Source organism: Streptomyces sp. NPDC033131 (genome assembly GCF_055578365.1).
Window position 1 is genome coordinate 1 of record NZ_JBVIPA010000057.1, and the last position, 24,776, is coordinate 24,776.

At 72.9% G+C, this 24,776-nt stretch carries 20 protein-coding genes and 1 pseudogene; 12 read left to right on the plus strand and 9 right to left on the minus strand.

Annotated features, from left to right (window positions below):
• Positions 1-89 precede the first annotated feature (89 nt).
• The 3 genes from ACZ5XS_RS40855 to ACZ5XS_RS40865 form a co-directional block, all read right to left on the minus strand.
• Positions 90-2,105 (minus strand): NADPH-dependent 2,4-dienoyl-CoA reductase, encoded by a 2,016-nt coding sequence (locus tag ACZ5XS_RS40855; RefSeq protein ID WP_468660229.1) that lies wholly within the window; start codon positions 2,103-2,105, stop codon positions 90-92.
• A gap of 235 nt (positions 2,106-2,340) precedes the next feature.
• Positions 2,341-2,706, minus strand: a complete 366-nt coding sequence (locus tag ACZ5XS_RS40860) for a hypothetical protein (RefSeq protein WP_468660231.1) — start codon at positions 2,704-2,706, stop codon at positions 2,341-2,343.
• Positions 2,707-2,837: 131 nt separating this feature from the next.
• Positions 2,838-3,713, minus strand: a complete 876-nt coding sequence (locus ACZ5XS_RS40865; protein WP_468660233.1) for a hypothetical protein — start codon at positions 3,711-3,713, stop codon at positions 2,838-2,840.
• A 322-nt stretch (positions 3,714-4,035) separates the two neighbouring features.
• Here ACZ5XS_RS40865 and ACZ5XS_RS40870 point away from each other — a divergent pair, with 322 nt between their 5' ends.
• Positions 4,036-6,087 (plus strand): SpoIIE family protein phosphatase, encoded by a 2,052-nt coding sequence (locus tag ACZ5XS_RS40870; RefSeq protein ID WP_468660278.1) that lies wholly within the window; start codon positions 4,036-4,038, stop codon positions 6,085-6,087.
• 89 nt (positions 6,088-6,176) lie between these two features.
• Here ACZ5XS_RS40870 and ACZ5XS_RS40875 read toward each other — a convergent pair whose 3' ends face one another.
• Entirely contained in the window at positions 6,177-7,019 is an 843-nt protein-coding gene (locus tag ACZ5XS_RS40875) for a putative protein N(5)-glutamine methyltransferase (RefSeq protein ID WP_468660235.1), read from the minus strand.
• A 263-nt stretch (positions 7,020-7,282) separates the two neighbouring features.
• Here ACZ5XS_RS40875 and ACZ5XS_RS40880 point away from each other — a divergent pair, with 263 nt between their 5' ends.
• Positions 7,283-7,684, plus strand: coding sequence for a MarR family winged helix-turn-helix transcriptional regulator (locus tag ACZ5XS_RS40880; RefSeq protein WP_468660280.1), 402 nt, complete (start codon positions 7,283-7,285; stop codon positions 7,682-7,684).
• 22 nt (positions 7,685-7,706) lie between these two features.
• Here ACZ5XS_RS40880 and ACZ5XS_RS40885 read toward each other — a convergent pair whose 3' ends face one another.
• Together ACZ5XS_RS40885 and ACZ5XS_RS40890 are read right to left on the minus strand one after the other, a co-directional pair.
• Positions 7,707-8,498: a GNAT family N-acetyltransferase gene (locus ACZ5XS_RS40885; protein WP_468660237.1), complete on the minus strand. Its 792-nt coding sequence runs from the start codon at positions 8,496-8,498 to the stop codon at positions 7,707-7,709.
• Positions 8,495-9,421 (minus strand): NADP-dependent oxidoreductase, encoded by a 927-nt coding sequence (locus ACZ5XS_RS40890; protein ID WP_468660239.1) that lies wholly within the window; start codon positions 9,419-9,421, stop codon positions 8,495-8,497. Before ACZ5XS_RS40890 ends, ACZ5XS_RS40885 begins: the two co-directional genes overlap by 4 nt.
• A gap of 219 nt (positions 9,422-9,640) precedes the next feature.
• Here ACZ5XS_RS40890 and ACZ5XS_RS40895 point away from each other — a divergent pair, with 219 nt between their 5' ends.
• The 6 genes from ACZ5XS_RS40895 (at position 9,641) to ACZ5XS_RS40920 (ending at position 14,994) form a co-directional block, all read left to right on the plus strand.
• Positions 9,641-10,246 carry a sulfite oxidase-like oxidoreductase gene (locus tag ACZ5XS_RS40895; RefSeq protein ID WP_468660241.1) on the plus strand — a complete coding sequence of 202 codons (606 nt, stop codon included), beginning with the start codon at positions 9,641-9,643 and terminating at the stop codon, positions 10,244-10,246.
• A gap of 136 nt (positions 10,247-10,382) precedes the next feature.
• A complete protein-coding gene (locus ACZ5XS_RS40900) occupies positions 10,383-11,063 on the plus strand; it encodes a ferredoxin reductase (RefSeq protein WP_468660282.1) in 681 nt (226 codons plus the stop codon).
• A gap of 230 nt (positions 11,064-11,293) precedes the next feature.
• Positions 11,294-11,878, plus strand: coding sequence for an Rv1733c family protein (locus ACZ5XS_RS40905; RefSeq protein WP_468660243.1), 585 nt, complete (start codon positions 11,294-11,296; stop codon positions 11,876-11,878).
• 453 nt (positions 11,879-12,331) lie between these two features.
• Entirely contained in the window at positions 12,332-13,300 is a 969-nt protein-coding gene (locus tag ACZ5XS_RS40910; protein ID WP_468660245.1) for an acetylxylan esterase, read from the plus strand.
• A 10-nt stretch (positions 13,301-13,310) separates the two neighbouring features.
• Positions 13,311-13,715 carry a nuclear transport factor 2 family protein gene (locus ACZ5XS_RS40915; protein WP_468660284.1) on the plus strand — a complete coding sequence of 135 codons (405 nt, stop codon included), beginning with the start codon at positions 13,311-13,313 and terminating at the stop codon, positions 13,713-13,715.
• A 112-nt stretch (positions 13,716-13,827) separates the two neighbouring features.
• Positions 13,828-14,994: a serine hydrolase domain-containing protein gene (locus tag ACZ5XS_RS40920; RefSeq protein ID WP_468660247.1), complete on the plus strand. Its 1,167-nt coding sequence runs from the start codon at positions 13,828-13,830 to the stop codon at positions 14,992-14,994.
• A 527-nt stretch (positions 14,995-15,521) separates the two neighbouring features.
• Here the strand turns inward: ACZ5XS_RS40920 and ACZ5XS_RS40925 are convergent.
• Positions 15,522-16,247 carry a class I SAM-dependent methyltransferase gene (locus ACZ5XS_RS40925; RefSeq protein ID WP_468660249.1) on the minus strand — a complete coding sequence of 242 codons (726 nt, stop codon included), beginning with the start codon at positions 16,245-16,247 and terminating at the stop codon, positions 15,522-15,524.
• Positions 16,248-16,668: 421 nt separating this feature from the next.
• Between ACZ5XS_RS40925 and ACZ5XS_RS40930 the strand changes: the two genes are divergently transcribed.
• On the plus strand, positions 16,669-17,937 hold the full coding sequence (locus tag ACZ5XS_RS40930) for a glycoside hydrolase family 16 protein (protein ID WP_468660251.1): 1,269 nt from the start codon (positions 16,669-16,671) through the stop codon (positions 17,935-17,937).
• Between the two features lie 35 nt (positions 17,938-17,972).
• Here the strand turns inward: ACZ5XS_RS40930 and ACZ5XS_RS40935 are convergent, their stop codons facing one another.
• Positions 17,973-21,185: a SpoIIE family protein phosphatase gene (locus ACZ5XS_RS40935; protein WP_468660253.1), complete on the minus strand. Its 3,213-nt coding sequence runs from the start codon at positions 21,183-21,185 to the stop codon at positions 17,973-17,975.
• A gap of 869 nt (positions 21,186-22,054) precedes the next feature.
• Here ACZ5XS_RS40935 and ACZ5XS_RS40940 point away from each other — a divergent pair.
• Positions 22,055-22,255 (plus strand): hypothetical protein, encoded by a 201-nt coding sequence (locus ACZ5XS_RS40940; protein ID WP_468660292.1) that lies wholly within the window; start codon positions 22,055-22,057, stop codon positions 22,253-22,255.
• A gap of 8 nt (positions 22,256-22,263) precedes the next feature.
• Here the strand turns inward: ACZ5XS_RS40940 and ACZ5XS_RS40945 are convergent.
• Positions 22,264-22,332: pseudogene (locus tag ACZ5XS_RS40945) on the minus strand (DUF4440 domain-containing protein); the annotation flags it as partial.
• A 110-nt stretch (positions 22,333-22,442) separates the two neighbouring features.
• Between ACZ5XS_RS40945 and ACZ5XS_RS40950 the strand changes: the two are divergent.
• Together ACZ5XS_RS40950 and rho are read left to right on the plus strand one after the other, a co-directional pair.
• Positions 22,443-23,270, plus strand: a complete 828-nt coding sequence (locus ACZ5XS_RS40950) for a class I SAM-dependent methyltransferase (protein ID WP_468660255.1) — start codon at positions 22,443-22,445, stop codon at positions 23,268-23,270.
• Positions 23,271-23,557: 287 nt separating this feature from the next.
• On the plus strand, positions 23,558-24,700 hold the full coding sequence (gene rho, locus ACZ5XS_RS40955) for a transcription termination factor Rho (RefSeq protein ID WP_468660257.1): 1,143 nt from the start codon (positions 23,558-23,560) through the stop codon (positions 24,698-24,700).
• The last annotated feature ends 76 nt before the right edge of the window (positions 24,701-24,776 follow it).

Sequence of the window (24,776 nt, forward strand, 5' to 3'; positions counted from 1 at the left end):
GTGGGGGAGGAGCCACGTGGGCGTTTCGGCAACGCGGCGAGGTGCGGTGCCAGGCCGCGCGACCCGGACGGGCATAGTGAAAGGACCCCTTACAGTGCCGCCGCCAGCTCGGTGCCCTGCTTGATGGCCCGCTTGGCGTCCAGTTCGGCGGCCAGGTCGGCACCGCCGATGAGGTGGACGCTGCGGCCCGCGGCGAGCAGTGCCTCATACAGGTCGCGGCGCGGATCCTGCCCCGTGCACAGCACGACGGTGTCGACCTCCAGCACGGTGCTCGCGTCACCGACGGTGACGTGCAGGCCGGCGTCGTCGATACGGTCGTAGCGCACACCCGGGACCATCGTGACGCCGCGGTGCTTGAGTTCGGTGCGGTGGATCCAGCCGGTGGTCTTGCCGAGGCCCGCGCCGACCTTGGTGGTCTTGCGCTGGAGGAGGTGGACGGTGCGCGGCGGGGCGGGACGCTCGGGGGCGGTGAGTCCGCCGGGTGCCGCGTACTCCATGTCCACACCCCACTGGCGGAAGTACGTCGCCGGGTCCTCGCTCGTCTTGTCGCCGCCGTCGGTGAGGTATTCGGCGACGTCGAAGCCGATGCCGCCCGCGCCGAGGATGGCGACGCGGTCGCCGACGCGGGCGCCGTCGCGCAGGACGTCGAGATAACCGACGACGCTGGGGTGGTCGACACCGGGGATGTCGGGGGTGCGCGGGGTGACGCCGGTGGCGACCACGACCTCGTCGTAGTCGGCGAGGTCCTCGGCGGCCACCCAGGTGTTGAGCCGTACGTCGACACCGTGGGCGTCGAGCTGGTGGCGGAAGTAACGCAGGGTCTCGTCGAACTCCTGCTTGCCGGGGACCTTGCGGGCGACGTTGAGCTGGCCGCCGATCTCGCTCGCGGCGTCGAAGAGGGTCACCGCGTGGCCGCGCTCGGCCGTGCTGACGGCACAGGCGAGACCGGCCGGTCCCGCGCCGACGACGGCCACCCGCCTGCGCAGCCGGGTCGGGGCGAGGACCAGCTCGGTCTCGTGACAGGCGCGCGGGTTGACCAGGCAGGAGGTGATCCGGCCGCTGAAGGTGTGGTCGAGGCACGCCTGGTTGCAGCCGATGCAGGTGTTGATCGCCTCGGGGCGGCCGGCCGCGGCCTTCGCCACGAAGTCGGGGTCGGCGAGCATCGGGCGGGCCATGGACACCATGTCCGCGCAGCCGTCGGCGAGCAGTTCCTCGGCGACTTCGGGGGTGTTGATGCGGTTGGTGGTCACGAGCGGGACGGACACCTGGCCCATCAGCCGCTTGGTCACCCAGGTGTAGGCGCCGCGGGGCACCGAGGTGGCGATGGTGGGGATACGGGCCTCGTGCCAGCCGATGCCGGTGTTGATGATGGTCGCCCCGGCGGCCTCGACGGCCCTGGCGAGGGTGATCACCTCGTCGAGCGTCGAGCCGCCCGGGACCAGGTCCAGCATGGACAGCCGGTAGATGACGATGAAGTCCTCGCCGACGGCCTCGCGCACCCGCCGGACGATCTCGACGGGGAAGCGCATGCGGTTCTCGTACGAGCCGCCCCAGCGGTCGGTGCGGTGGTTGGCCTGCGCGGCGATGAACTCGTTGATCAGGTAGCCCTCGGAGCCCATGATCTCGACGCCGTCGTACCCGGCCTGCCGGGCCAGGCGGGCGGCACGGACGTAGTCGTCGATGGTCTTCTCGACGTCGGCGTCCGTGAGCTCGCGCGGCACGAAGGGGCTGATCGGCGCCTGGAGGGGGCTCGGGGCGACGAGGTCCCGGTGGTAGGCGTACCGGCCGAAGTGCAGGATCTGCATCGCGATCCGGCCGCCCTCGCGGTGCACGGCCTCGGTGATGAGCGTGTGCTCCTCGGCCTCGGCGTCCGTGGTGAGTTTCGCGCCGCCCTCGGCAGGCCGTCCCTCGTCGTTGGGCGCGATGCCGCCGGTGACGATGAGCCCCACTCCCCCGCGTGCCCGGGTCGCGTAGAACTCCGCCATCCGCTCGAAGCCGCGCTCGGCCTCTTCCAGGCCGACGTGCATCGAGCCCATGAGGACGCGGTTGGGCAGCGTGGTGAAGCCCAGGTCGAGCGGGGACAACAGGTGCGGGTAACGGCTCATCAGGGCCCTCCGTGCGCGGCGGTGTCGTGCCCTCTTGTTCTAGAGGACCGGACCCGCTTTATGCAACTAGTTGCACAATCGGGGAGGGGTGATGCCGACCACGTCGGGCGCCGGGGAAGCCGGCACGGAGGATGCCGTGCGGGGCGCGGCCGACTCGACGGCATCGACCGCGCGCTCGCGACCTGAGAGCATCGGGCGGGAGGCCCACGCGTCCCGCGCGCCGGCCGTGCCCGGTCTAGTGGCTCTCCAGCCGCACGTGCAGTTCCCTCTCCTGGTCTCCGGAGACCGTGGTGAGGTCGTGTACGGTGAAGAGGGAGTCGAGAGTGGTACGGAACCGGTCGACGGCCCAGTAGCCGCCCTGCACGTCGGCCATGACGGACGAGCCGAGACTGGCCGGCGGGCAGCCCTCGTGCTCGTCGGCCACGTCGAAGGTGCCGAGCCACACGGTCGGACGTACCTCGTGGTGGTCCCGGGGTACGTCCTCCGCGCACCGGTCGGACCCGAAGCACGCGCAGAGGCTGTCGAACACGATCCGGGCGTCCTCCTTGCTGCCGCTCAGTTCCACGGAGACGGATTCCGGGTGCGGTCGCTCGCTGTCCATCGTGATCGCTCCTCTCGTGGCCGCGCTGCGGTGCCGCGGGGCGAACCCTGCGGTACCGCACCCCACCCCCAGATAAGCACCACCGCGGGCAGAGCACTACCGGCGCCGCCCCACAGCCTCGGCCGGCGCGGTCAGCCCCGAGTGAAGCGGTAGGTCCTGCTGTCGGTCAGGACGCAGAACCCCGGCGACACGACGATCACCCGCAGGGTGCCGGTACGGCGGTCGTAGTCGATGCCCTCCGCCTCGAAGGTGCCCGAGCAGGAACTGCGCAGGGGCAGCTGACGCAGCGCGGTGACATGGCCGGTGACGTCGGACGTGCCGTTGGGTTCGGCCGTCAGGTCGATCTGGAGCAGCGGCTTGGTGATGCCGAAGAGCGTGCCCGCGGGATCGTCCGAGGAGCACAGCAGCTGGGTCGCGGTGAGGAAGTCGCAGCCCTGTACGTCGCGTACGGCGTGGTCGAGGCGGACGGTGGCGGCCTGCGGGAGGTTCGCCGAGGGCGAGGTGGCCGGGTTGACGCCCGGGGTGGGGAAGACCAGCAGCCGGCTCATGGTGCCGTACTCCCCCGCCAGCATCCACTGGCCGCCGGGCGAGACGGCGACCCAGGAGTTGTTCAGCGCCTCCCCGGAGCCCAGCGTGTGGACGTACTCCGACCAGGTCCCGTCCGGCGACTGCACGCGGAACATCTTGGTGGTGCCGGAGTCCCGCTGGTAGGGCTCGACATAGTGGCCGTCGTAGGAGGTGTCGGGGTCGCCCACGTGGTTCCAGCCGCGGCTGCTGAGGCCGACGGGGATGGTGCCGATCCCCGTGTACCGGTTGGCCGCCCCGGCCGGGACCTCGACGGAGGTGAGCCCCTGGCTCTCGGTCAGCGGGTCGGCCCGGTCGGAGCCCGCCTCGGTCCAGGTGTCGGCCGCGAAGGCGGGTGGGGCGGTTCCCAGGACAGTGGCGGCGGTGAGGGCGACGGCGGCCACGAGGACCGCCCGACAACGTTGCCGGGCGCGCAGGGGCATGGAAGGGCTCCTCCGGGGGGGTGGGAGTACTCGGCGGACAGTGTGGCCCGCCCGAATGGTCATGTACAGACCAATGCGTGAACGGGGGTGTTCGGCTCGGTCACTACGCCGTGATCCGGCTTCGCCGGACGGCCACCGCCGTGTTGCGGGATGGTGGAAGAAGCTCCCGGTGACGTCACAGAGACGGCTGGACGCGGTAGAACAGGGGAGTCATACGGGGGAACGGCGTGCCGCGAGGGCGGCCGAAGGCGGTGCGTGCAATGAGAGCAGCCGGGAGGGCCCGGTGACCGAGGGCGGCGAGCAGCAGGTACGGTCCGGCGACCTGGCCGCGCGGCCGGTGCGTGGTCCGGTGCAGCCGAGCGGGCTCCTCGACGTGCTCGGGGTGGCATCGATCGTCCTGGACACCGAAGGGCGCATCGTGCTGTGGAGCCCGCAGGCCGAGGAGCTGTTCGGCTACCCGGCCCGGGAGGCGCTCGGGCACTACGCGGCGCACCTGATGATCCACGAGCAGCATGTCGACCTGGTCGCCAAGCTGTTCGCCGACGTCATGGAGACCGGTCAGGGCTGGGCCGGCGCGTTCCCCGTGCGGCACAAGGACGGCACCACGAAACTGGTGGAGTTCCGCAACATGCGGCTGCTCGACGACCGGGGCGACATCTACGCCCTGGGCCTCGCCGCCGACCAGTCGACCGTACGGCGGCTGGAGCGGGACGTTGCGCTGTCCACGCGGATGGTCGCGCAGTCCCCGACCGGGCTGGCCGTCCTCGACACCGACCTGCGGTATGTCTCCGTCAACCCGGCCCTGGAGCGGATCAACGGCATCCCGGCCGAGGACCACGTCGGACGTGCCATCGGCGACGTCCTGCCGGACATCGACGCCGAGGCCCTCGAGTCCGCGGCCCGCGGGGTGCTGGAGACCGGACGGCCGCTGCTCGACCAGCGCAGCGTGGGCCGGACACCGGCCGATCCCGCGGAGGAGCATGCCTGGTCGGTCTCGCTCTACCGGCTGGAGGACGCGGCCGGGACCGTACTGGGTGTGGCCTGCTCGGTGGCGGACGTCACCGAGGAGCACCGGGCGGCCGTCGAGGCCGAGGCCGCGCGGCGGCGTCTGGCCCTCGTCGCCGACGCCTCCGCCCGGATCGGCACCACCCTGGACCTGGACCGCACCGCCCGGGAGCTGGCCGAGGTCGCCGTGCCCGACCTCGCCGACATCGCGGCCGTGGATCTGCTGGAAGCGGTGGTGCAGGGCAGGCCCAGCACGCTCGGCCCGGCGGAACCGGCCGTCATCCGGGCCCTGGCCGTCGAGGCGGACCGCGCCCCGGACGCCCTGCGTGCCGCCGACCCGCCCGGACACGTGGCCCGTTACGCCCCCGACCGCCACGTCACCGAATGCGTGCGCACCGGACAGCCGGTCCTGGTCGCGCAGGTCACGGCCGGGGACCTGCCCCGCATCGCCCGCTCCCCCGAGGCGGTCGAGCTGCTGGCCCGGGCGGGCGTGCACTCCTATCTGGCGGTGCCGCTGATCGCGCGCGGCGAGGTGCTCGGCGCCCTCGATCTCAAGCGCACCCGCAACCCGCTGCCGTTCACCGGGGACGACGTGCTGCTCGCGCGGGAACTGGCGTCCCGCGCGGCCGTGCAGATCGACAACGCGCGCTGGTACCAGAACGCCCGCGACACCGCCCTCACCCTCCAGCGCAGCCTGCTGCCCAGCCATCCGGCCGTGACGGGCGGCCTGGAGGTCGCCTCGCGCTACCAGCCCGCCGGCGCCACCGCCGAGGTCGGGGGCGACTGGTTCGACGTGATCCCGCTGGACGGCGGCAAGACCGCGCTCGTGGTGGGCGACGTGATGGGCAGCGGTCTCAACGCGGCGGCCACCATGGGCCGACTGCGCACGGCGACGAACACGCTGGCCTCCCTCGACCTGGACCCGGCCCGGCTCCTGGAGCACCTGGACCGGATCACCGACGGCCCTGACCAGTCGATCGCGACCTGTGTGTACGTCGTCCACGACCCGGAGCTGCGGCAGTGCCGGATCGCCAACGCCGGGCACCTGCCACCCGCCCGGCTGCGTCCGGGCCGCGCCCCGGAGCTGCTCGAACTGCCCACCGGGGCCCCGCTGGGCGTGGGCGGCGTCGCCTTCTCCACCACGACCGTCGACCTCGAACCCGGTGACCGGCTGGTGCTCTACACCGACGGCCTCGTCGAGACCCGGCAACACCCGCTCGACGAACGCCTGGACGCCCTGCTGGCCCTGCTCGACGGCCCGGACCGCCCGCTGGAGGAGGTCTGCGACCTCCTGCTGCGCACCCTGCACCAGCCCGACAACTCCGACGACGTGGCACTGCTCATCGCCCGGGTGCAGACCACCCCCTGACCTGATGTGGCAGGCGCGACCGGGGGCGCGGCCGAAGGCTCCGCCCGGCAACACCCGTGCGGGCGCCACGCCGCCGGCCCACGGTCTCGCTACGGCCGGGTTCCGACCACCACGTTGGCGTACATCTCCTCGGACACGGCCAGGCGCGTCTTGAGACCGCTGCGCAGGAAGGCCTCGACGGCCGCCGTCGCCTGGCGTTCGCTCGTCTCGACCAGGAGACAGCCACCGGGGGCGAGCCATCGGGGAGCCTCGGCCGCGACCCGGCGCAGGACGTCCAGGCCGTCCGCACCGCCGTCGAGGGCGACCAGCGGCTCGTGGTCGCGCGCCTCGGCGGGCAGGAGGGCGACCTCGCCGGTGGGGACGTACGGCACGTTGGCCGCCAGGATGTCGACGCGGCCGCGCAGTGTTGTGGGCAGGGCGTCGAAGAGGTCGCCCGCGTGGACGTGACCGCCGACGGCGGCGACGTTGCGGCCGGCGCAGCGCACCGCGGCGGGTTCGATGTCGGCGGCGTGCAGTTCGACGTGGCCGAGCGCGGTGGCGAGGGCGGCGCCGACGGCACCCGAGCCGCAGCACAGGTCCACCACGACGGACGCGTCGGGGACCTGGGCGAGGGCCTGCCCGACGAGGAACTCGGTACGGCGGCGGGGCACGAAGACGCCGGGCTCCACGGTGATCCGCAGCCCCCGGAACTCGGCCCAGCCCAGGACGAGTTCGAGGGGCCGGCCCAGGACGCGGCCGTCGACCATGGCGGCCAGCTCGGCCGGGGTGCGGGCGGCGGCGAGGATCAACCGCGCCTCGTCCTCGGCGAAGACACAGCCGGCGGCGCGGAGCGCGGCCACGACGGCGTCCTGGGACGAGCGGCAGGACTGCGGCGAAGAAGGAGAAGCGGGTGACGACGGAGAGGCAGGAGACGAGGGTGAAAGTGGAGGCATGGAAGCCGAGAGCCTTTCGGAAGCCGAAGGGTGCTCTCGCGGCCGCCTACTGGCGGTGATCCGCGCCGGTTCGAGGAGAGAGCACCCGACCTGACACAGCGGTAATGGGTCTCACCTCCTTGGTCGTTGACGACGGGCACAGCGCGGACACACTACCCCAACGATCACGAGTTGTATTATGCAACCTGTGGCGTGAGGGAGGAACCGTGAAAGCACCCGCACCAAGTGCCCATGACGCGGCCGTGGAGACCATCCATCGCGAGATGACGTCCTTCGCCCGCCGGGCCCGGGCCTCCGCCGGACGGATGCATCCCGAGCTGTCGCTGGTCTCGTACACCCTGCTCGGCCACCTGGAGGAGAGCGGCGGCTGCCGCGCCACCGACCTGGCCGCGCACTACGCCCTCGACAAGTCCACGGTCAGCCGCCAGGTGAGCGCCCTGGAGCGAGCCGGGCTCGTCGAGCGGCGCCAGGACCCTGAGGACCACCGCGTCCAGGTCCTGGACCTCACGGAGGCGGGCCGCCGCATCCTGGCCCAGGTCACCGAGAGCCGCCGCGCGGCCTTCCGGGAACGGCTCGCGCACTGGCCGGCGGACGACCTGGAGCGGTTCGCCCGGTACCTCGTGCGGTACAACGCCTGGCCGGCGGTCGGCTCCGGGGATGACTGACTCCCCTGCCCCTTCGCTGCGGCTACGACACCGGTAGGGCCGTACGTCCCTCGGGCAGCCGTTCCGGCACCCGGGCGGACATGAAGGCGGTGGTACGGCGCAGGCCGAAGCCCAGGGACTCGTAGAGCCGGATGGCATCGGTGTTGCCGGCGCCGGTGTGCAGGAACGGGGTTTCGCCGCGCTCGCGGATGCCGTGGGCGACGGCGAGGATCAGCCGGGTCGCCAGGCCTTCGCCGCGGAAGGCGGGGTCCGTGCAGACCGCGCTGATCTCGGTCCAGCCCGGCGGGTGCAGCCGCTCGCCGGCCATGGCCACGAGGGCTCCGTCCCGCCGGATGCCGAGGTAGGTGCCGAGTTCGATGGTGCGGGACAGGAAGGGGCCGGGCCGGGTGCGGGCGACCAGGTCGAGGATCTCGGGCACGTCGTCGGGGCCGAGGCGGACCGCCTCGGGTTCCGGGGCGGTGCTCAGACCGTCGTCCACGAACTGGACGCCCTCCATGCGGAAGGTGATCTCCCAGCCGTCGGGGACCCGCCCTCGGAACCCGAGCAGCGGCACCTCGGCGCCGGGGCCCGCGAGGGCCGCTAGGTCGGCCCAGTCGTCGGCGTCGGGCTCGTCGGAGAGGGCCAGCCACGGCGTGACGTCCACGGGGTAGCGCAGGATCCGGCCGTGCCGCTCGGCGAAGTGGGCATGCGGTCCGGTCAGCGCGGTGCGGGCGGGGTTGTCGAGGACGTGGGCGGCCCCGCCGATCCGCGGGCGGTCGGCGGTCTGCGCGGCGGGCCGGGGACCGTCCGTGGCCTGTACGGCGTCGGTGCTCATCCGGCGACCCCGATCACGACCTTGCCGCGGGCGTGGCCGCCCTCGACCGTGCGCAGGGCCTCGCCGGCCCGGTCGAGCGGAAACGTTTCGGTGATGTGCGGGTTCAGGTCGCCGTTCACCACGAGGTGCGCCACCGCCTCCAGGACGGCCGCGTTGCGGGCTCGGGCCACCCGGGCGCCGCCCAGCCGCTCCACGTCCTCGGGCGGGGCACCGGCGGTGATCAACTTCGACCGGTCGGTGAGCAGTCGGGCCGCCTCGGACAGCACGTCGCCGCCCACGAGGTCGTAGACCCCGTCGATGCCCTGGGGCGCGGCGGCCCGTGCCCGCTCGGCCCAGTCCGGCCCGGAGGGAACATGCACGGCGCCGAGCGACTCGACGAAGTCCTTCTTGCCCACGCTCGCGACACCGACGGCGCCCAGCCCGAAGGCGCGGGCGAGCTGCAGGGCCGCGGCGCCGACTCCGCCGCCCGCGCCGGTGACGAGCAGGGTCGTGCCGGACGGCAGACCGAGCTGGCGGATCCCGTCGTACGCGGTCGCGGCGGCGACGGGCAGGGTCGCGGCGTCGGCGAACGACAACGCGGCGGGCTTGTGCGCGGCCACCGCGGCGGGCAGCACGGCGTACTCGGCGTAGGCGCCGGCGGCCGTGTTGCCGAAGACCGCGTCTCCGACGGTGAATCCCTCGACGCCCTCGCCGACCTCCTCGACGACCCCGGAGGCCTCGCTGCCGAGGACGGCGGGGAACTCGCGGTCGCCGGTCTCTCCGGGACGGCGGTAGCCGGTGCGCAGCTTCCAGTCGACGGGGTTGACGCCGGCGGCTCGTACCGCGATCAGGAGTTGGCCGGGGGACGGCACGGGCCGGGCCACCTCGACGAGGGCCTCGGTCTCCGGACCGCCGTACCGCGTGAAGACGTACGCCTTGGGCACTGCCGCCACTCTCCTTCGCTGTCGCCGCCGCTCAGGCGGATGTATGAGACACGGGTTGCGACACCAGTCGGCAAGGAGGAGCGGCGGTCCGCTATTCCCGGGGCGCCGGACAGTTCACGCGGCCTTAATGATCGCGGCCGCCCCCAGGCCGGGGCAGGTCTGACGTGCGCGTACGGTTGAGCGCGTAAGGAACTGCCGTCGCTGACACGCTGGACCCATATGAACGTCACCCGAGGCTTCACCGGACGCGCCCGCCTCCACAACCCGGGACTGCCGCCCGGCCAGTACGATGCCGGCGACGACTGGCCCGTCCTGTCCGCGGAGGTCACGCCCGACCTGACGCCCGCCGACTGGACGCTGCGTGTCGACGGGCTGGTCGAGGCGCCCCGCACCTGGGACTGGGCGCAGGCGCACGAGCTGCCCGCGTCCGCCTACGAGGGCGACATCCACTGCGTGACGAGCTGGTCGAAGTTCGGGGTGCGGTTCGGCGGGGTGTCGCTGGACGCGTTCCTCGACGTGGTTCGGCCATATGACTCCGCGACCCATGCCGTCGCCTACTCCCACACCGGCTACACCACGAACCTTCCGCTCGCCGACCTGACCGGCGGGCGTGCCTGGATCGCGTGGGAGTACGACGGGAAGCCACTGGCCGCCGAGCACGGCGGGCCGGCACGGCTGCTGGTGCCGCACCTGTACTTCTGGAAGAGCGCCAAGTGGATCGCGGGCCTGCGGATCCTCGACCACGACGAGCCGGGTTTCTGGGAGCAGAACGGCTATCACGAGCGGGGCAACCCCTGGGAGGAGCAGCGGTACTCCGGTGACTGAGACGTCCGCTTCCCCCGGTCCCCCTGCCTCCACCACCGTCGGCTCCGTGACCCCCGACTCCGTTCCTTCCGGCTTCACGCCTGCGACGCGGTTCGCCGTGCCCGGGCGGATCGCCGTGAGCAACCGGGCCGCCTCCATGTGGCAGACCGCCACGCTCACCGAGATCCGCCGCGAGACCCGGCGCGCCTCCACCTACCGCTTCGCGGTGCCCGCCTGGGCGGGACATCTGCCCGGCCAGCACCTGATGCTGCGGCTGACCGCCGAGGACGGCTACGCGGCGCAGCGCCACTACTCGATCGCGTCCGCCCCCGACGACTCCGGGCACATCGAGCTGACCCTGGACCACGTGGAGGGCGGCGAGGTCTCGGGCTGGTTCCACACGGTGGCGGGACTCGGCGACGAGGTCCAGGTACGCGGCCCGTTGAGCGGCTTCTTCGCCTGGCCCGGCGACCGGCCGGCGCTGCTGATCGGCGCCGGCTCCGGTGTCGTACCGCTGATGTCGATGGTGCGCCACCACCGGGCGCGGGGCCTGTCCGTGCCGTTGCGGATGCTGGTGTCGGCGCGCGGCCCCGAAGAGCTCATCTACGCGCGGGAGTTGGGCGCCGAGACCACGCCGGTGTTCACGCGGAGCGCGCCGGAGGGCGTGCCGGTGGGACGTGTGTCCGCCGCACATGTGGCGCCGCTCCTGGCCGAGCAGCCTCCGGGTGGGTGGGAGGCCTATGTGTGCGGCTCCAACGCCTTCGCCGAGCACGCCTCGCGCCTGCTGGTCGAGGCGGGTCAGCCGGTGGACCGTATCCGGATCGAACGCTTCGGCTGACGGGCGGGGACCGACCGCGCCGCGGGCAGAGCCCTTCGCGTCACCGGACGGGACCGCCGTGCCCTCGTGGCCGGCTCACCCGGCCCCCGGAGCCCCTTGGCGTTTCGGCACCCCCCTGCTGGGCACTCCTGTCCGGCGGCCCGAATGCGGGGCCGCCGGTGAACGATGCCGGTGAAACGGGTACTAGATGCTTGGGGGCACTCGCAGGCGTGCGCGGTGCGGAGGTCGACATGCGAACCCGGGTGCGCGGCTGGCGCTGGCGGCGCAGTCCGCTGCGGCGCCGGTCGGACGTCGTCGAGGCGTGGACGGTGCTGGCCGTCGCGGTGCTGATCTGTGTGGGAGCCCCCCTGGTCGGGGCGTTCGCCGCCTCCTGGGCCCACTCCGAGGCACGCGCGACCGCGGTGGAACAGCGCGCCGAGCGCCATCGCGTCCGCGCGGAGGTCATCGGCAGGACGGCCGGCTCACTGCCCTCGGTGCAGGGCGGCCGGGAACACGCGTACCGGGCCACCGTGCGCTGGACGGAGCCGGGAGCCGGCCCGCGGACGGCCACCGCACGGGTCCCGGCGGGGTCGCAACGGGGTGAGGTGGTGGACGTGTGGTTCGACGGCAAGGGCCGCAGCGTGCTCCCGCCGCCGGACGAGAGCGCGGTCTGGCAGCACACGCTCTCCATCGGCGCGTGCGCGGCCGGCGGCGCTGCCGCGGTGGTGCTCCTCGGCCACTCCGTCGTACGCGGGGCGGCCAGCCGTCGCCGGATGGCCGAGTGGGAACGGGACTGGGCCCTCACCGAGCCGCAGTGGACGCGCCGCAGGGCGTGACCGGGCCGGCGGCCAGTTCTGCTGCCGCATACCCCGCGCGATTCCGCCACGGTCCGCAGAGCGTCCGCCAGTCCCGGCAGCACCGGTTCGCCCCGGTCGTCCCGTACCTTCTTGGCGACCGCCGTCGTCCACGCCCGAGCGGGCCCGCAGCGCGGCCACGCCGCCACCGGGTCTCACCGCGCCGGCCGGCGCGACTTCGTCCGCGCGTCCCAGTCAGCGGGACCGGTGACCCGACCACCCGTGACCGCACGCAGCCGCCCGGGATACCCCGCCCCCGTCGACGATGAGCAGTTCGGCGTCCCTGACCAGCACTTCCACCAGCTCGACCGGCGCTTCGACGGCAGACGTCATGGGGCCGTGCAGTCGCGTGCGAGGCAAAAGACCTGGCGAGTCGTCCGATCATCACCGTACGGTGTGATCATCCGCACGCTCTCTCCGCAAAGGCGGTTCCAGATGGCCCTGTTCGACCTTCCGCTCGACGAGCTCCGCGAGTACCGCAGCGCGTCGACCGAGCCCGAGGACTTCGACGCGTTCTGGTCCAAGACGCTCGAGGAGGCACGCGAGCACGATCTGGACGCCCGTTTCGAACTCGTCGACACGGGTCTGTCCACCGTCAAGGTGTACGACGTGACGTTCTCCGGGTTCGGCGGCCACCCGGTGAAGGGCTGGTTCACGATCCCCGCCGAGGTCTCCGCGCCGGTCCCGCTGGTGGTGGAGTTCGTCGGGTACGGCGGCGGGCGGGGTCTGCCGCACGAGCATCTGCTGTGGGCGTCCACGGGCCGGGCGCACTTCGTGATGGACACCCGCGGTCAGGGCAGCGCCTGGGGCGGCGGCGGGGGCACCGCCGACCCGGTGGGCGGCGCGCCCGCGTACCCCGGGTTCATGACGCGGGGCATCGACGCCCCGGAGAACTACTACTACCGCCGGGTGTTCACGGACGCGGTGCGTGCCGTCGAGGCCGCCCGCTCGCATCCTCTGGCCGATCCCGCGCGCACCGTGGCGATCGGTGCCAGCCAGGGCGGCGGCATCACGATCGCGGTGGGCGGTCTCGTCCCGGACCTGGCGGCCGTCGCGCCGGACGTGCCGTTCCTGTGCGACTACCCGCGCGCGGCGACGCTCACGGACCGCCACCCGTACCGGGAGATCGGCCTCTACCTCAAGACGCACCGCGGTCGCAGCGAGGACGCCCTGCGCACCCTCTCCTACTTCGACAGCGTGCACTTCGCGTCCCGCGGCCGGGCCCCCGCCCTGTTCTCTGTGGCCCTGGAGGACCAGACCTGCCCGCCCTCCACCGTCTTCGCGGCCTTCAACGGCTGGGCGCACGACGAGAAGACGATCGAGGTGTACGACTTCAACGACCACGAGGGCGGCGGGCCCTACCACGAGGCGGCCAAGGTGCGCTGGCTGCGGTCGTACGCCTGAGAGGCCGCGCCTGGAGCCGGACGAGGCCGCGGAGCGGTTCGTGCGCGGGTGGGAGCGGTCCTGGGCCCGGCACGACGTGGAGGGGCTGCTGGAGCTGTACGCCGAGGACTGCGTGCACCGTTCCATGCCGTTCCGCGCGCCGCACCACGGCCGGGCCGGGCCGGCGGAGTACCTGCGCTGGTCGTTCGCCCAGGAGCAGGTGACGGATGTCCGGTTCTCGCCGCCGGTCGTCGGCGGGGACAGGGTCGCGGTGGCCGAGTTCCGGGTGTTCTCCCGGGAGGCCGGCGAGGCGTCCACGCCGGCCGGCTGCGTCTTCGTGCGGTTCGACGCAGCCGGACTGGCGGTCGAGACCCGCGACTACTGGCACACGATCGCGGGCCACCGCGAGCCGGAAGGGGCGCTCTTCTTTCTCTGAGGCCTTCCGCCTTCGGGTACGACATCTTCCGTCCGGTCCGACCAGTCGGTATGTTCATGGCGCCCGGGTCGCGGCACCGCGGCCCGGACTTCCGGAAGGCGACGGAGGGTCCATGTCCCAGAACGAGCCGGCGGTCCACGGCCACAGCGACGAGCGCTTCGGCGCGGTGCGCACGGCGTTCGAGGAGAACTTCCGGGACCGCGGGGAGCTGGGTGCCGCGGTCACCGTGGTGGCCGACGGCGAGACGGTGGTGGACCTGTGGGGCGGCTGGTCCGACGCGGCGGGCACCCGCCCGTGGGAGCGCGACACTCTGGTCAACGTGTGGTCGACGACGAAGGGCCCGGTCGCCCTGTGCGCGCACATCCTCGCCGACCGTGGGCTGCTCGACTTCGACGCGCCGGTGGCCCTGTACTGGCCGGAGTTCGCCGCGGCCGGCAAGGAGCAGGTCCTCGTACGGCAGCTGCTCTCGCACCGGGCCGGGCTGGCGGGGCTGCGCGAGCCGCACACCCTCGCCCAGCTCTGCGACTGGGAGCTGACCGTGGAGCGGCTCGCCGCGACGGAGCCCTGGTGGGAGCCGGGGACCCGGTCCGGGTATCACGCGCTGACGTACGGCTTCCTGGTCGGGGAGGTCGTACGACGCGTGTCGGGGCTGCTGCCGGGTGCGTTCCTGGAGCGGGAGGTGACCGCTCCGCTCGGGATCGACTTCACCGTCGGGCTGCCGGAGAAGGAGGCCGGGCGGGCCGCCGAGCTGGTGCACCCGCCGGCCGCGTCGAGCAGTGAACAGGCCGCGGTGTTCAGTCAGTTGGCGCCCGCCGCGATCGCCGCGCTGGCCAACCCTCCGGTGGGCGCGGCCGAGGCCAACACGCCCGCGTGGCGGGCGGCCGAGGTTCCCGCCGCGAACGGCCACGGCACCGCGCGGGCCGTCGCCGCGCTCTACGGCGTCTTCGCGGGCCGGGGCACGTACGACGGGCACCGGGTCCTCTCCCCCGAGGCCGCCGAGCGGGTGCGCGAGGGGCAGGGCAGCTGCCGCGACCTGGTGCTGGGCGCCGGTTTCGAGCACGACACGGAGATAGGCCTGGGCCTGTGGCTCAGTGGGCCGAACGGGTCGTACGGCCCCAATCCCCGGGCTTTCGGGCACGACGGCTTCGGCGGCTCGTGCGGACTGGCCGACCCGGAGGCCGGAGTGTCACTGGGGTACGTGATGAACCGCATGGGGCCGCACATCGCCGACGACCCGCGGAAGATGGCACTGATCGACGCCCTGTACGGGGCGTTGTGACACCACTGGCCTCGGTGCGGATGCCGTAAGTACGGCTGCACCACGGAAACCCCCGGCGTCCAGGCGATCGACGCCCGGATCGCTCAACTGCCGTGGCGGGCAGCCGCATCCCATGGCGTCTGCCCACCGGCCGCGGCTGGGGCGGCAGGTGCCGGGGAGGGCAGCCGGGTGCACGCGGGCAAGACGGGCAGCCTGTGGCACACCGGGGCCCGCCACACCCGGGCGGCTGCGACAAGCCCGCCTCCAACCGGTGGTCCGACACCGGAAGTTCGAGCGTCGGCCGCCTGCCCGTCCGGGGGACGCCCGCCGCGCCGAAGCAGTCCACAACGGCCGCGAGTTGGGCACCGAGCCGGCGATCGGGCCGCGCAGGGCGACGGGTCTGTGGAGGCGGCTTCGATCAGCCCGGGCTGGGGTCGGCGAAGCCCCGGCCACGCGCGACCGAGGCCGGCATGTGGGCGCGCAGAGCGAGAACTCCCGCCGTTCGTACGCCGCTTCGTCTGGCCCCCGAGTCAGACGTCCGCGCCCGGTTACGGCAGCCGACGGGCGACGACCATCCGGACCCGTGGGCTGCCGTCCCGCCGGCGCCCGAACTCGGGGAGGGTGTGCAGGTCCACCTCGAATCCGGTGCGCTCCAACTCCCGGCGTACCTCCGAGAGCCGGAAGGCCCGGTAGTACATGACGAACGGCGGCCGCCACACGGCGTTGCGCACCCGCATCACCGCGTCGAAGCCCAGCAGCATCCAGTAGGCGCGGGACGTGGGGCGCGGCGGGGCGAGCACGGGGAAGGCGAAGCTCCCGCCGGGGCGCAGGACGGCGTGGACCTGTGCGAACAGTCCGGGCAGTTCGCGCGGCAGGAAGTGCCCGAAGGCCCCGAAGCTGACGACGAGATCGAAGGCGGGGCCGAACGGCAGGGCACGGGCGTCCGCGCGCACCCAGGACACGTGCGGCCCGGCGGGCCTGGTGCGCTCCCGTGCGACGTCGAGCATGCCCGCGCTGAAGTCGACCCCGGTGACGCTCTGCCGGCACACCTGTGCCAGCACGGGCACGCCGGCGCCGGTCCCGCAGCACAGGTCGAGCCCGGCGTCGAAGGGGCCCATGCGCCGCAGCGCCGAGGCGACGGCGTCGAGCACCGGCTCGGGCGTGCGGAAGGGCGTGTGGTCGAACTTCGGGGCGAGCAGGTCGTAGCCGCGTTCGACGGACGACAGCGCCTGAACGGCGAGTTCGCGGAGACTGGGGCCTTCGGGGCTGAACATCCGCATCAGCTTAGGCGCACCGGGAGGCGGAAGCACGGTTCGGGTGAGCACAGCCGGCCCGCCTGGCCGGTGCGCGAGGAGGCGCCGCTGACCGACCTCGACGCTTCCGCGAGATGACGCACGACGAACAGACAAGCCGTGTCCCGGCGAGGAACACGCGCGTCGAGAATCGGGCGACTTGACCATTTGACCCCATATGCAGAAAAAGCGAAACCGCTATGGCGCACATCACAACACGGGGCTCGATTCCCTCAACCGACCCCCGACACATACACATTTGGAACGGGAGGATTCAACGACCCCGTCCCGCGGTGCGCACGGTGGTTGCGGACCGGAATTGACTCCCGCAAAGTCCAGTGCGTTCGAGTCACTCCGTCGCGAACTCACAGGCGGACACGCGGGGGGAAAGGTCGACCACCACATGCACATGACCAAAAGCAAAAAACAAGGACAGCATCCCCGGCTCACCATGGTCCACACATTGTCGCCGCTGCTCCTCGCCGCGGCAGTTGTCGCCGCGGGCACCACGGCGCGAGCGAGTCAACCCGCATCGACATCGGCCGCCGTGACCGTCGACTCCCTGTCGGTCGCGGCGACACCCGGCGGACAATTCGCGGCCACCGCGACACTCCATTCCAACCGCACGACAAAGGTGCAGGAACTGACGGTCGCCGCGCGCTCAGGAAACGGTGCGCACTTCGACTTTCCTGGTGTGACCGCAGCGAGACTGGGCACCTCCGGGACGACCTACACGTCGGGCAGCCGCACGTTTCCCGCAGGTTCATACACCTATTTCGTCACCTATAAGATTCAGGGCAAACGGTACCAACTACCCCCGGCGAAGACGTTCACCTCCGACAGCTCGGGCACCTCTGCGAGCCCCACCGCGAGTGCGAGCCCGGCCCCTTCCACGGCACCCGGCCCGAGCACCAGCCCGAGCCCGACCGTCACCCCCGGCACCACCGCGACCCCCACGCCCACCCAGACCCCAGCGACCGGCTCGGCCCTTCCGGTGGGCATACCCGGCACCTGGCGGAAGGTGTTCGGTGACGAGTTCAGCGGCACCGCGCTCGACTCCACCAAGTGGAACCCCAACTGGCTGGGCTGCCCCACCTGCACCACAAAGCCGGTCAATTCCGCCGAACTCGGCGCCTACGCCCCGTCCCAGGTCAGTGTCAGCGGCGGCTCGCTGCACCTGACGGCAGTTCAGCAGCAGACCACGGTCAACGGCACGACGTACCCGTACCGTTCCGGCCTGGTCGAGAGCAACGACAAAGCCCAGTTCACCTATGGCGCTTTCGAGGCCAGAATCTACTCACCGGGGTCCGACTCACAGATCGCCAACTGGCCCGCTTTCTGGACCGACGGGCAGAACTGGCCGACCGACGGTGAAATGGACGTCATGGAAGGACTGAGCGGCCGCGCGTGCTACCACTTCCATTCCGACGCGGGCGGCCCCGGCGGCTGCGCGTCCGGTGACTTCACCGGATGGCACACGTACGGCGCCGAATGGAAATCCGGTTCCGTCACCTACTACTACGACGGAAAGCAGGTCGGACAGATCACGTCCGGAATCACGTCACAACCGATGTACCTGATCCTCAACAACGGGGTCAGCGATCAGCACGGCGGTCCAAGGCTGACTCCCGCCGACATGATGGTCGACTATGTGAGGGTCTGGCAGCACTGACCCTGTCGAATCTCCCGACCAACGCGCTGGTCGCCTCATGAGGTGTGCGGCAGGGGCTGCTCGGTCCAGATGATCTTGGCGTTCGGGGTGTAGCGGGTTCCCCAGCGTTCGGTGAGCTGGGCGACGAGGAAGAGGCCGCGTCCGCCCTCGTCCTCGGTGCGGGCGCGGCGCAGCCGGGGTGAGGTGCTGCTGCCGTCGGAGACCTCGCAGATGAGTGCGCGGTCGCGGAGCAGCCGGAGCTGGACCGGGCCGGCGGCATGGCGGATGGCGTTGGTGACCAGTTCGCTGGCGATGAGTTCGGTGCAGAAGGCGAGGTCCTCCAGGCCCCAGGCGGCCAGCTGCTCGGTGACCGCCGCGCGGGCACGGGAGACGACCGCCGGATCGCTGGGCAGGTCCCACTGGGCGACCCGGTCGGGCCCCAGGACGTGCGTGCGGGCGACGAGGAGGGCCACGTCGTCGCTGGGCCGCTCCGGCAGCAGGGCGTCGAGGACCGCCTCGCAGGTGTCCTCCGGTGCCCGGTCGGCGTGGGCCAGGACGGTCCGCAGCAGGTCGAGGCCGGAGTCGATGTCCCGGTGCCGGTCCTCGATCAGGCCGTCGGTGTAGAGGACGAGTTGGCTGCCTTCGGCCAGCTCCAGTTCGACGGTCTCGAAGGGCATCCCGCCGAGTCCGAGCGGCGGCGCCGAGGGCAGGTCGACGAACTCCACCGTGCCATCGGGGGCGACGACGGCGGGGAAGGGGTGCCCGGCGCGGGTGAGGGTGCAGCGCCGGGACACCGGATCGTAGACGGCGTACAGACAGGTCGCTCCGACGATTCCGCAGTCGGCCTGGCTGTTGTCCACCGCCCAGCCCTCGCCCCGGTCGAGACGTCCGACCAGGTCGTCGAGGTGGGTGAGGAGGTCGTCGGGCGGCAGGTCCAGGGAGCAGAAGTTGTGTACGGCGGTCCGCAGCCGGCCCATGGTGGCGGCGGCGTGCAGTCCGTGGCCGACGACGTCGCCGACGACGAGGGCGACCCTGGCCCCGGAGAGCGGGATGACGTCGAACCAGTCGCCGCCCACCCCGGCCTGCGCGGGCAGATAGCGGTAGGCGACGTCGACAGCGCTCTGCTCGGGCCGGCCCCGGGGCAGCAGGCTGCGCTGCAGGGCAAGGGCCGTGTTGTGCTCGCGGGTGTAGCGGCGGGCGTTGTCGATGCAGATCGCCGCGCGGCCGGCCAGCTCCTGGGCCAGGGAGAGGTCGTCCTCCTCGAAGGGGGCGGGCTCCTCGGAGCGGTAGAAGCTGACCACGCCGAGGGTCGCGCCGCGTGCCCGGAGCGGCACGGTGATCAGGGAGTGGATGCCGGCCGCGAGGACCTGTTCGAGCCGTGCCGGGTCCTGGGCCAGCCAGCCCTCGGCCTCGACGAGCACGGGTTCGAGTACGGACTGCCTGCTCTCCAGGCTGCGGGCCTGTGGGGTGGACGGCACGTAGTGGACCGGGTCGCCGACGCCGTACAGGTGGGGCACCTTCTGGACGGAGCCCAACGCGATCCGGCGCAACTGGCCACCGGATCCGAGCGGGCCCGGCTCGTCGCCCTGCAGCACCGCGTCCGGGAGATCCACGGCCGTGAAGTCGGCGAACCGCGAGACGGCCACCTCCGTCAGCTCCTCGGCGGTGCGCGTGACGTCGAGGGTGGTGCCGATGCGGACGCCGGCGTCGTGCAACAGCTCCAGGCGCCTGCGGGCCAGCACGGCGAGCCGACCGACCCCCGGCTCGCCGACGAGCAGCAGGCGGTCGTCGCTCCCGCCGTCGTCCTCACCGGGCCGGGTCCGGGGCGACGAGGAGTCGGGGTCCGCGGCGGGCGCGGGTTGTGGTGCGGCGGGGACGGCCACGGACGGCACGGCGACGAGCGGGCGCAGGGTCGGCATGGACGGCTTGGCGGACGGGGCGGGCAGGAGTGTGCCGGCGCCGGAGGTCGGCGCGGTCACGGGTACCGGCGCGGCCGACGCCTCCGCGAGGGCCCGGGCAGCCGCCGGCGCGGGTGCGGGCGGCACGTGCGTCACGCTGTCGGACGAGGGCGTCCCGGCGGCGGTCGTCCCGGCCTCTGCCGGTCCCGCCGAAGACGCCCCGACCTCCGCGGGTCCGGCCGGGGCCACCTCGGCCACGGGCGGGCCCGCCGCCGATCCGGCCCCGGTCACCCCGAGAGCCGTCACCTCGGCAGCTGCCACCCCGGCCCCCGGCAGTCCCGCCGCAGCCACCCCCGCCACCATCGATCCAGCACCGGTCACCCCGGCCTCCGGCAGACTCGTCGAGGCCGTCCCCGCCGCCGCTGATCCGGCCTGGCGCAGTCGTGGTCCGCCGAGGATCCGGGCCTCGACCACCACGCCGGTCTCGCCCGCCGCACCCATGACCGGGCGGCGCAGCAAGGTGGCGACGCGGCCGCCCGACAGGACGACCTCGTCGAGGGTCCGCTGGGGCGAGGCGAGGAGTTCCTCGGCCTTTTCCCGCAGTACGGCCAGGTCGATGCGGCCGAGGCCGCCGTCGCCGTGACCGTGTCCCAGGCCGGGTGCCGCGATTCGGGGCTGACGCGGCCACCCGCCCGCGTCGGGGCCCGCTCGCCGGTACGCCGCGAGCAGCGCCCGTTCGCGCTGCGTGGACTGCTCCAGCAGCCGTGCCTCGATGCCGCGGGCGGCCTCGCGGACCAGCCGCAGCATGGTGGGGTCGCTGTCGGTGCGCAGGCAGGTCAGGTCGAGGACGGCCTCGATGCGTCCGCTGAAGGGGTCGCGGACGGGCGCTCCGGCGCAGGCGAAGGGCTGGAGGCAGTCGGCGAAGTGCTCACGGCCGACGACGTAGACGGGGCTTCGCTCGGCGAGCGCGGTGCCGACGCCGTTGGTGCCGACGACCCGCTCGGAAGCGTCGAAGCCAGGCGCGAACCGCACCTCGTCGAGGCGGTCGCGGAGCTTCCGGTCGCCGCCGAGCCGCTGGACCATGCGGCCTCTCGCGTCGCAGAGAGCGATGGTCATGCCGACCTCGGTGAGCGACGCGCTCAGATCCGCCAGAACCGGGTCGGCGGCGCGCAGGAACCGGTCCTCCAGCATCAGGTCCGGGGCGTACGGGACCAGCAGCTGGTCCGGCTCGAGCCCCGCCGACCTGCATCGTTTCCAGGAGTCGAGCACCGAGTCCCGGACCGTGGCGTCGACGAGCGCACCGGCCAGGAAACGTTCGTGGGCATCGACGAGTCCGCCGATGTCGTCCCAGGCGACGGACAAGGGGATCACTTCCCTCACCCGGAGACGGGCCAGGTGGCGCACCGCGGTTCGACACGCCGCCCGTACTCCGAGCGACTTCACCCTAGCCCTTCTGTGACTGGCATCACAATGCCGGTCAACCGCCTGGGCGGAGCGTCGTCGGCCAGACGTCGGGGGCGCCCCGGCCCGTCGTACGCGTGGGGTGCGGCCGGTGCCGTCGGTCGGTGAGCTGTCGTGACTCCGCCGACGAACGGCCGCTCCGCGGATCGGCACTCCGCGAGCCGCCACTCCAGGAAGCGCCGCTCCGCGTCGTTCTCCACGAGCTCCAGCGCCCGCTCGTACGCCTGGGCCGCCTCCCCCGGACGCCCGGCGCGGCCGGCAGGCCGGCGCGGGTGGCGGGCAGCAGGTGGCAGTCGGCCGGCTCACCTCCGTATTCCAGCTCCGCCACCAGCGCGAGGCCCGCTGGGACCCCCTTGGACATGCCGACGGCCTCTGCGCGGTTGAGGCGGACCACGGCCGACGGCACGAGCCGCTCCAGTTCGCCGTACAGCCCGGCGATGTCGGCCCAGTCGGTCTCCGCCGCCGTGGGTGCCGTGGTGGGGGAGGCGGCGACGGCGCCTGGATCTGGTAGGGCCGGGGCGGCCCCGCCGCAGTGCGTTCTCCAGCAGGGCGGCGCCCTCCTCGGCCTCCGCCCCGTCCCACGCCGTACGGTCCTGGTCCTCCAGGCTCACCGGACCGCCGGCCGCGTTCCACCCGCGCGACCCGGCGGGCGTCGTGCAGCAGCAGGAGGGCGAGCAGACCGAGCACCTCGGGCTCGTCCGGCATGAGGTGGGGCCAGGACTCGGGCCAGCCGGACGGCCTCGGCGCAGAGGTTAGCCCGGACGCGATCGGCGCCGGACGTGGCCGCGTATGGGGCGGGCGGCACGCGGTACGGGATGCCGGCGTTGCGGATCCTCCGCTCGGCCCGCACCAGGCGTTGCGCCCTGGTCGCCTCGGGGACGAGGAAGGCGCGGGCGCGGCGCACCCCCATGGCCCCCATGGCCCCCATGGCCCCGATGGCCGCCACCGGGTGCTCGGCGGCCGCCTCGATCGCCTCCTGAAGACTGTCGCACTCCAGCACGTCGAATCCGGCGACACACTCCTTGGTCTCCGCGAACGGCCCCTCGCCGCGCAGCACTTCGCCTCGCGCACCCGGACGGTGACAGCGTCGGTGGCCAGGGCCGGCCGGTGGCGGCTGCCGCTTCCCTCCGGCTGGTGGTCCGGGACCGTTCAGGGTTGGATGCCGTCATGACCACCGACGAGCACGAGCGGCTGATGCGGGTCAACCGGGCGAACTGGGACGCCCGCACCCCCGTCCACCTCGCCAGCCGGTTCTACGGACTCGACCAGGACCTCGACCCCGAGCGCTGGTTCGGCGCCTTCGAGTGGGACGACCTGGGTGACCTCGCCGGCCGCGACGTGCTCCATCTGCAGTGCCACCTCGGCACCGAGACGCTCGCCTTCGCCCGGCGCGGGGCCCGGGCCGTCGGCCTCGATTTCTCCGAGGCGTCCGTGGCGGCGGCGAACGACATCGCGGCCAAGGCGGGGCTCGACGTCGGGTACGTGTGCGCGAACGTCTACGACGCCGTCGAGGCGCTGGAAGGACGGCGGTTCGACGTCGTCTACACCGGCAAGGGCGCCCTGTGCTACCTGCCCGACCTGGAGCGCTGGGCGGGCGTCGTGGCCCAACTCCTGCGTCCCGGAGGCCGGTTGTACATCGTCGAGTTCCATCCGCTGCTCAACTCGCTGGGCCCCAAGCCCGCCCCCGGCGAGGGACCCGAGCTGCTGCTGCGCCACGACTACCTGGGCGGCGAGGGCCCCGTGCGCCGGGACGCGACCCACACCTACACCGACGGCCCGCCCGTCGAGGGCGCCACCGACAGCTACGAGTGGATGCACGGAACAGGAGAGGTCGTCGGCGCGTTGACGGGAGCGGGACTGACCGTCCGGCGACTGCGGGAGAGCGACGAACTGCCCTGGCAGCGCTGGCCGCAGATGGTCCGTACGCCGTCCGGCTGGTGGCGGCTTCCCGAGCCGCGCATCCCGCTCCTGTACGGCCTGCTGGCCCAACGCTGAGTCCCGCGTCACAGATCTGACCACGCACCGCGTGGTACAGTGCTGTCAGCACTTGTGTACGCCCGTTCCGGGCGCCGGTGCCAGTTCCTCTCAACCAGCCGCACCGCCCGCCGTTCCACGGCCGGCACATCGGCTTCCCAGCACCACCTCGTCGCAGGCCTCATACGCCGTACCCGAGGTGCGTTCCCGCCGCCGAGGCGCGTCTTCGCTCCGCCTCCTTCCGCGGCTTCACCCCTTCCTTCTTCCGCATGCCTCAAACACTTCCGTCCGTGAAAGGACCACCCCTCATGACCACCACACTCGAACACCCTCCTGTCCAGCAGCAGGCCCCGGCCCGGGTCGCCACCGGCGTCCTCGACACCGACGCGCACGGGAAGGGGCACCTGCGCCCCCTGGACCTCCACCCCACGCCCTCCGACCTCCAGGTCCCTCCCCAGCTGATCCGCCGGTACGGCCTGCGCAAGGGCGACCACATCGACGGCGTACGCGGCGCCCAGCGGGTCCTCACCGAGGTCGCCCGGGTCAACGGGCGCAGCCCCGAGGAGCAGCGGGGCCGTCGCCACTTCCGGGACCTGACACCGCTGCACCCGCGGGAGCGGCTGCGTCTCGAACACCCGGCGGCCGGGCTCACCGGCCGCGTCGCCGACCTGCTCGCCCCCGTCGGCAAGGGACAGCGCGGGCTCATCGTGGCCCCGCCCAAGACCGGCAAGACCGTCCTCCTGCAGCAGATCGCAGCCGCCGTCGCCGGCAACCATCCCGAGGCCCGGCTGATGGTGGTGCTGCTCGACGAACGCCCCGAGGAGGTCACCGACATGCGGCGCTCCGTGCGCGGCGAGGTGTACGCCTCGACCTTCGACAAGGCGCCCAGGCAGCACATCGCCCTCGCCGAACTCGTCATCGAGCGGGCCAAGCGGCTCGTCGAGGAGGGCGAGGACGTCGTCATCCTGCTCGACTCCCTGACCCGGCTGTGCCGGGCCCACAACAACGCGGCCGCCGCCGGTGGCCGCACCCTCAGCGGCGGTGTCGACGCGACCGCGCTGATCGGCCCCAAGAGGTTCTTCGGTGCCGCCCGCCTGGCCGAGGAGGGCGGCTCGCTCACCATCCTCGCCACCGCCCTGGTGGAGACCGGTTCGCGCGCCGACGACTTCTTCTTCGAGGAGCTCAAGAGCACCGGCAACATGGAGCTGCGCCTGAGCCGCGACCTCGCGGGCCGCCGCGTCTTCCCGGCCGTCGACATCAACCCCTCCGGCACCCGCCGCGAGGAACTCCTCCTGCCCCCGGCCGAGTTGACCGCCGTACGCGGTCTGCGCCGGGCCCTGCAGACCCGCGACGGCCAGTCGGGCACGGAGACCCTGCTGGAGCGGATGCGCGAAACCCCGGACAACGCGACGTTCCTGCGCCGCATCCGGCCGACGCTGCCCGCCGACTGAACGAACCGCCCGGGAACGGCGACCCGGCATGCGGCATCCGGGTGCTCGCCGGCCCCGCTCGGCCCGGGCAGCGCCC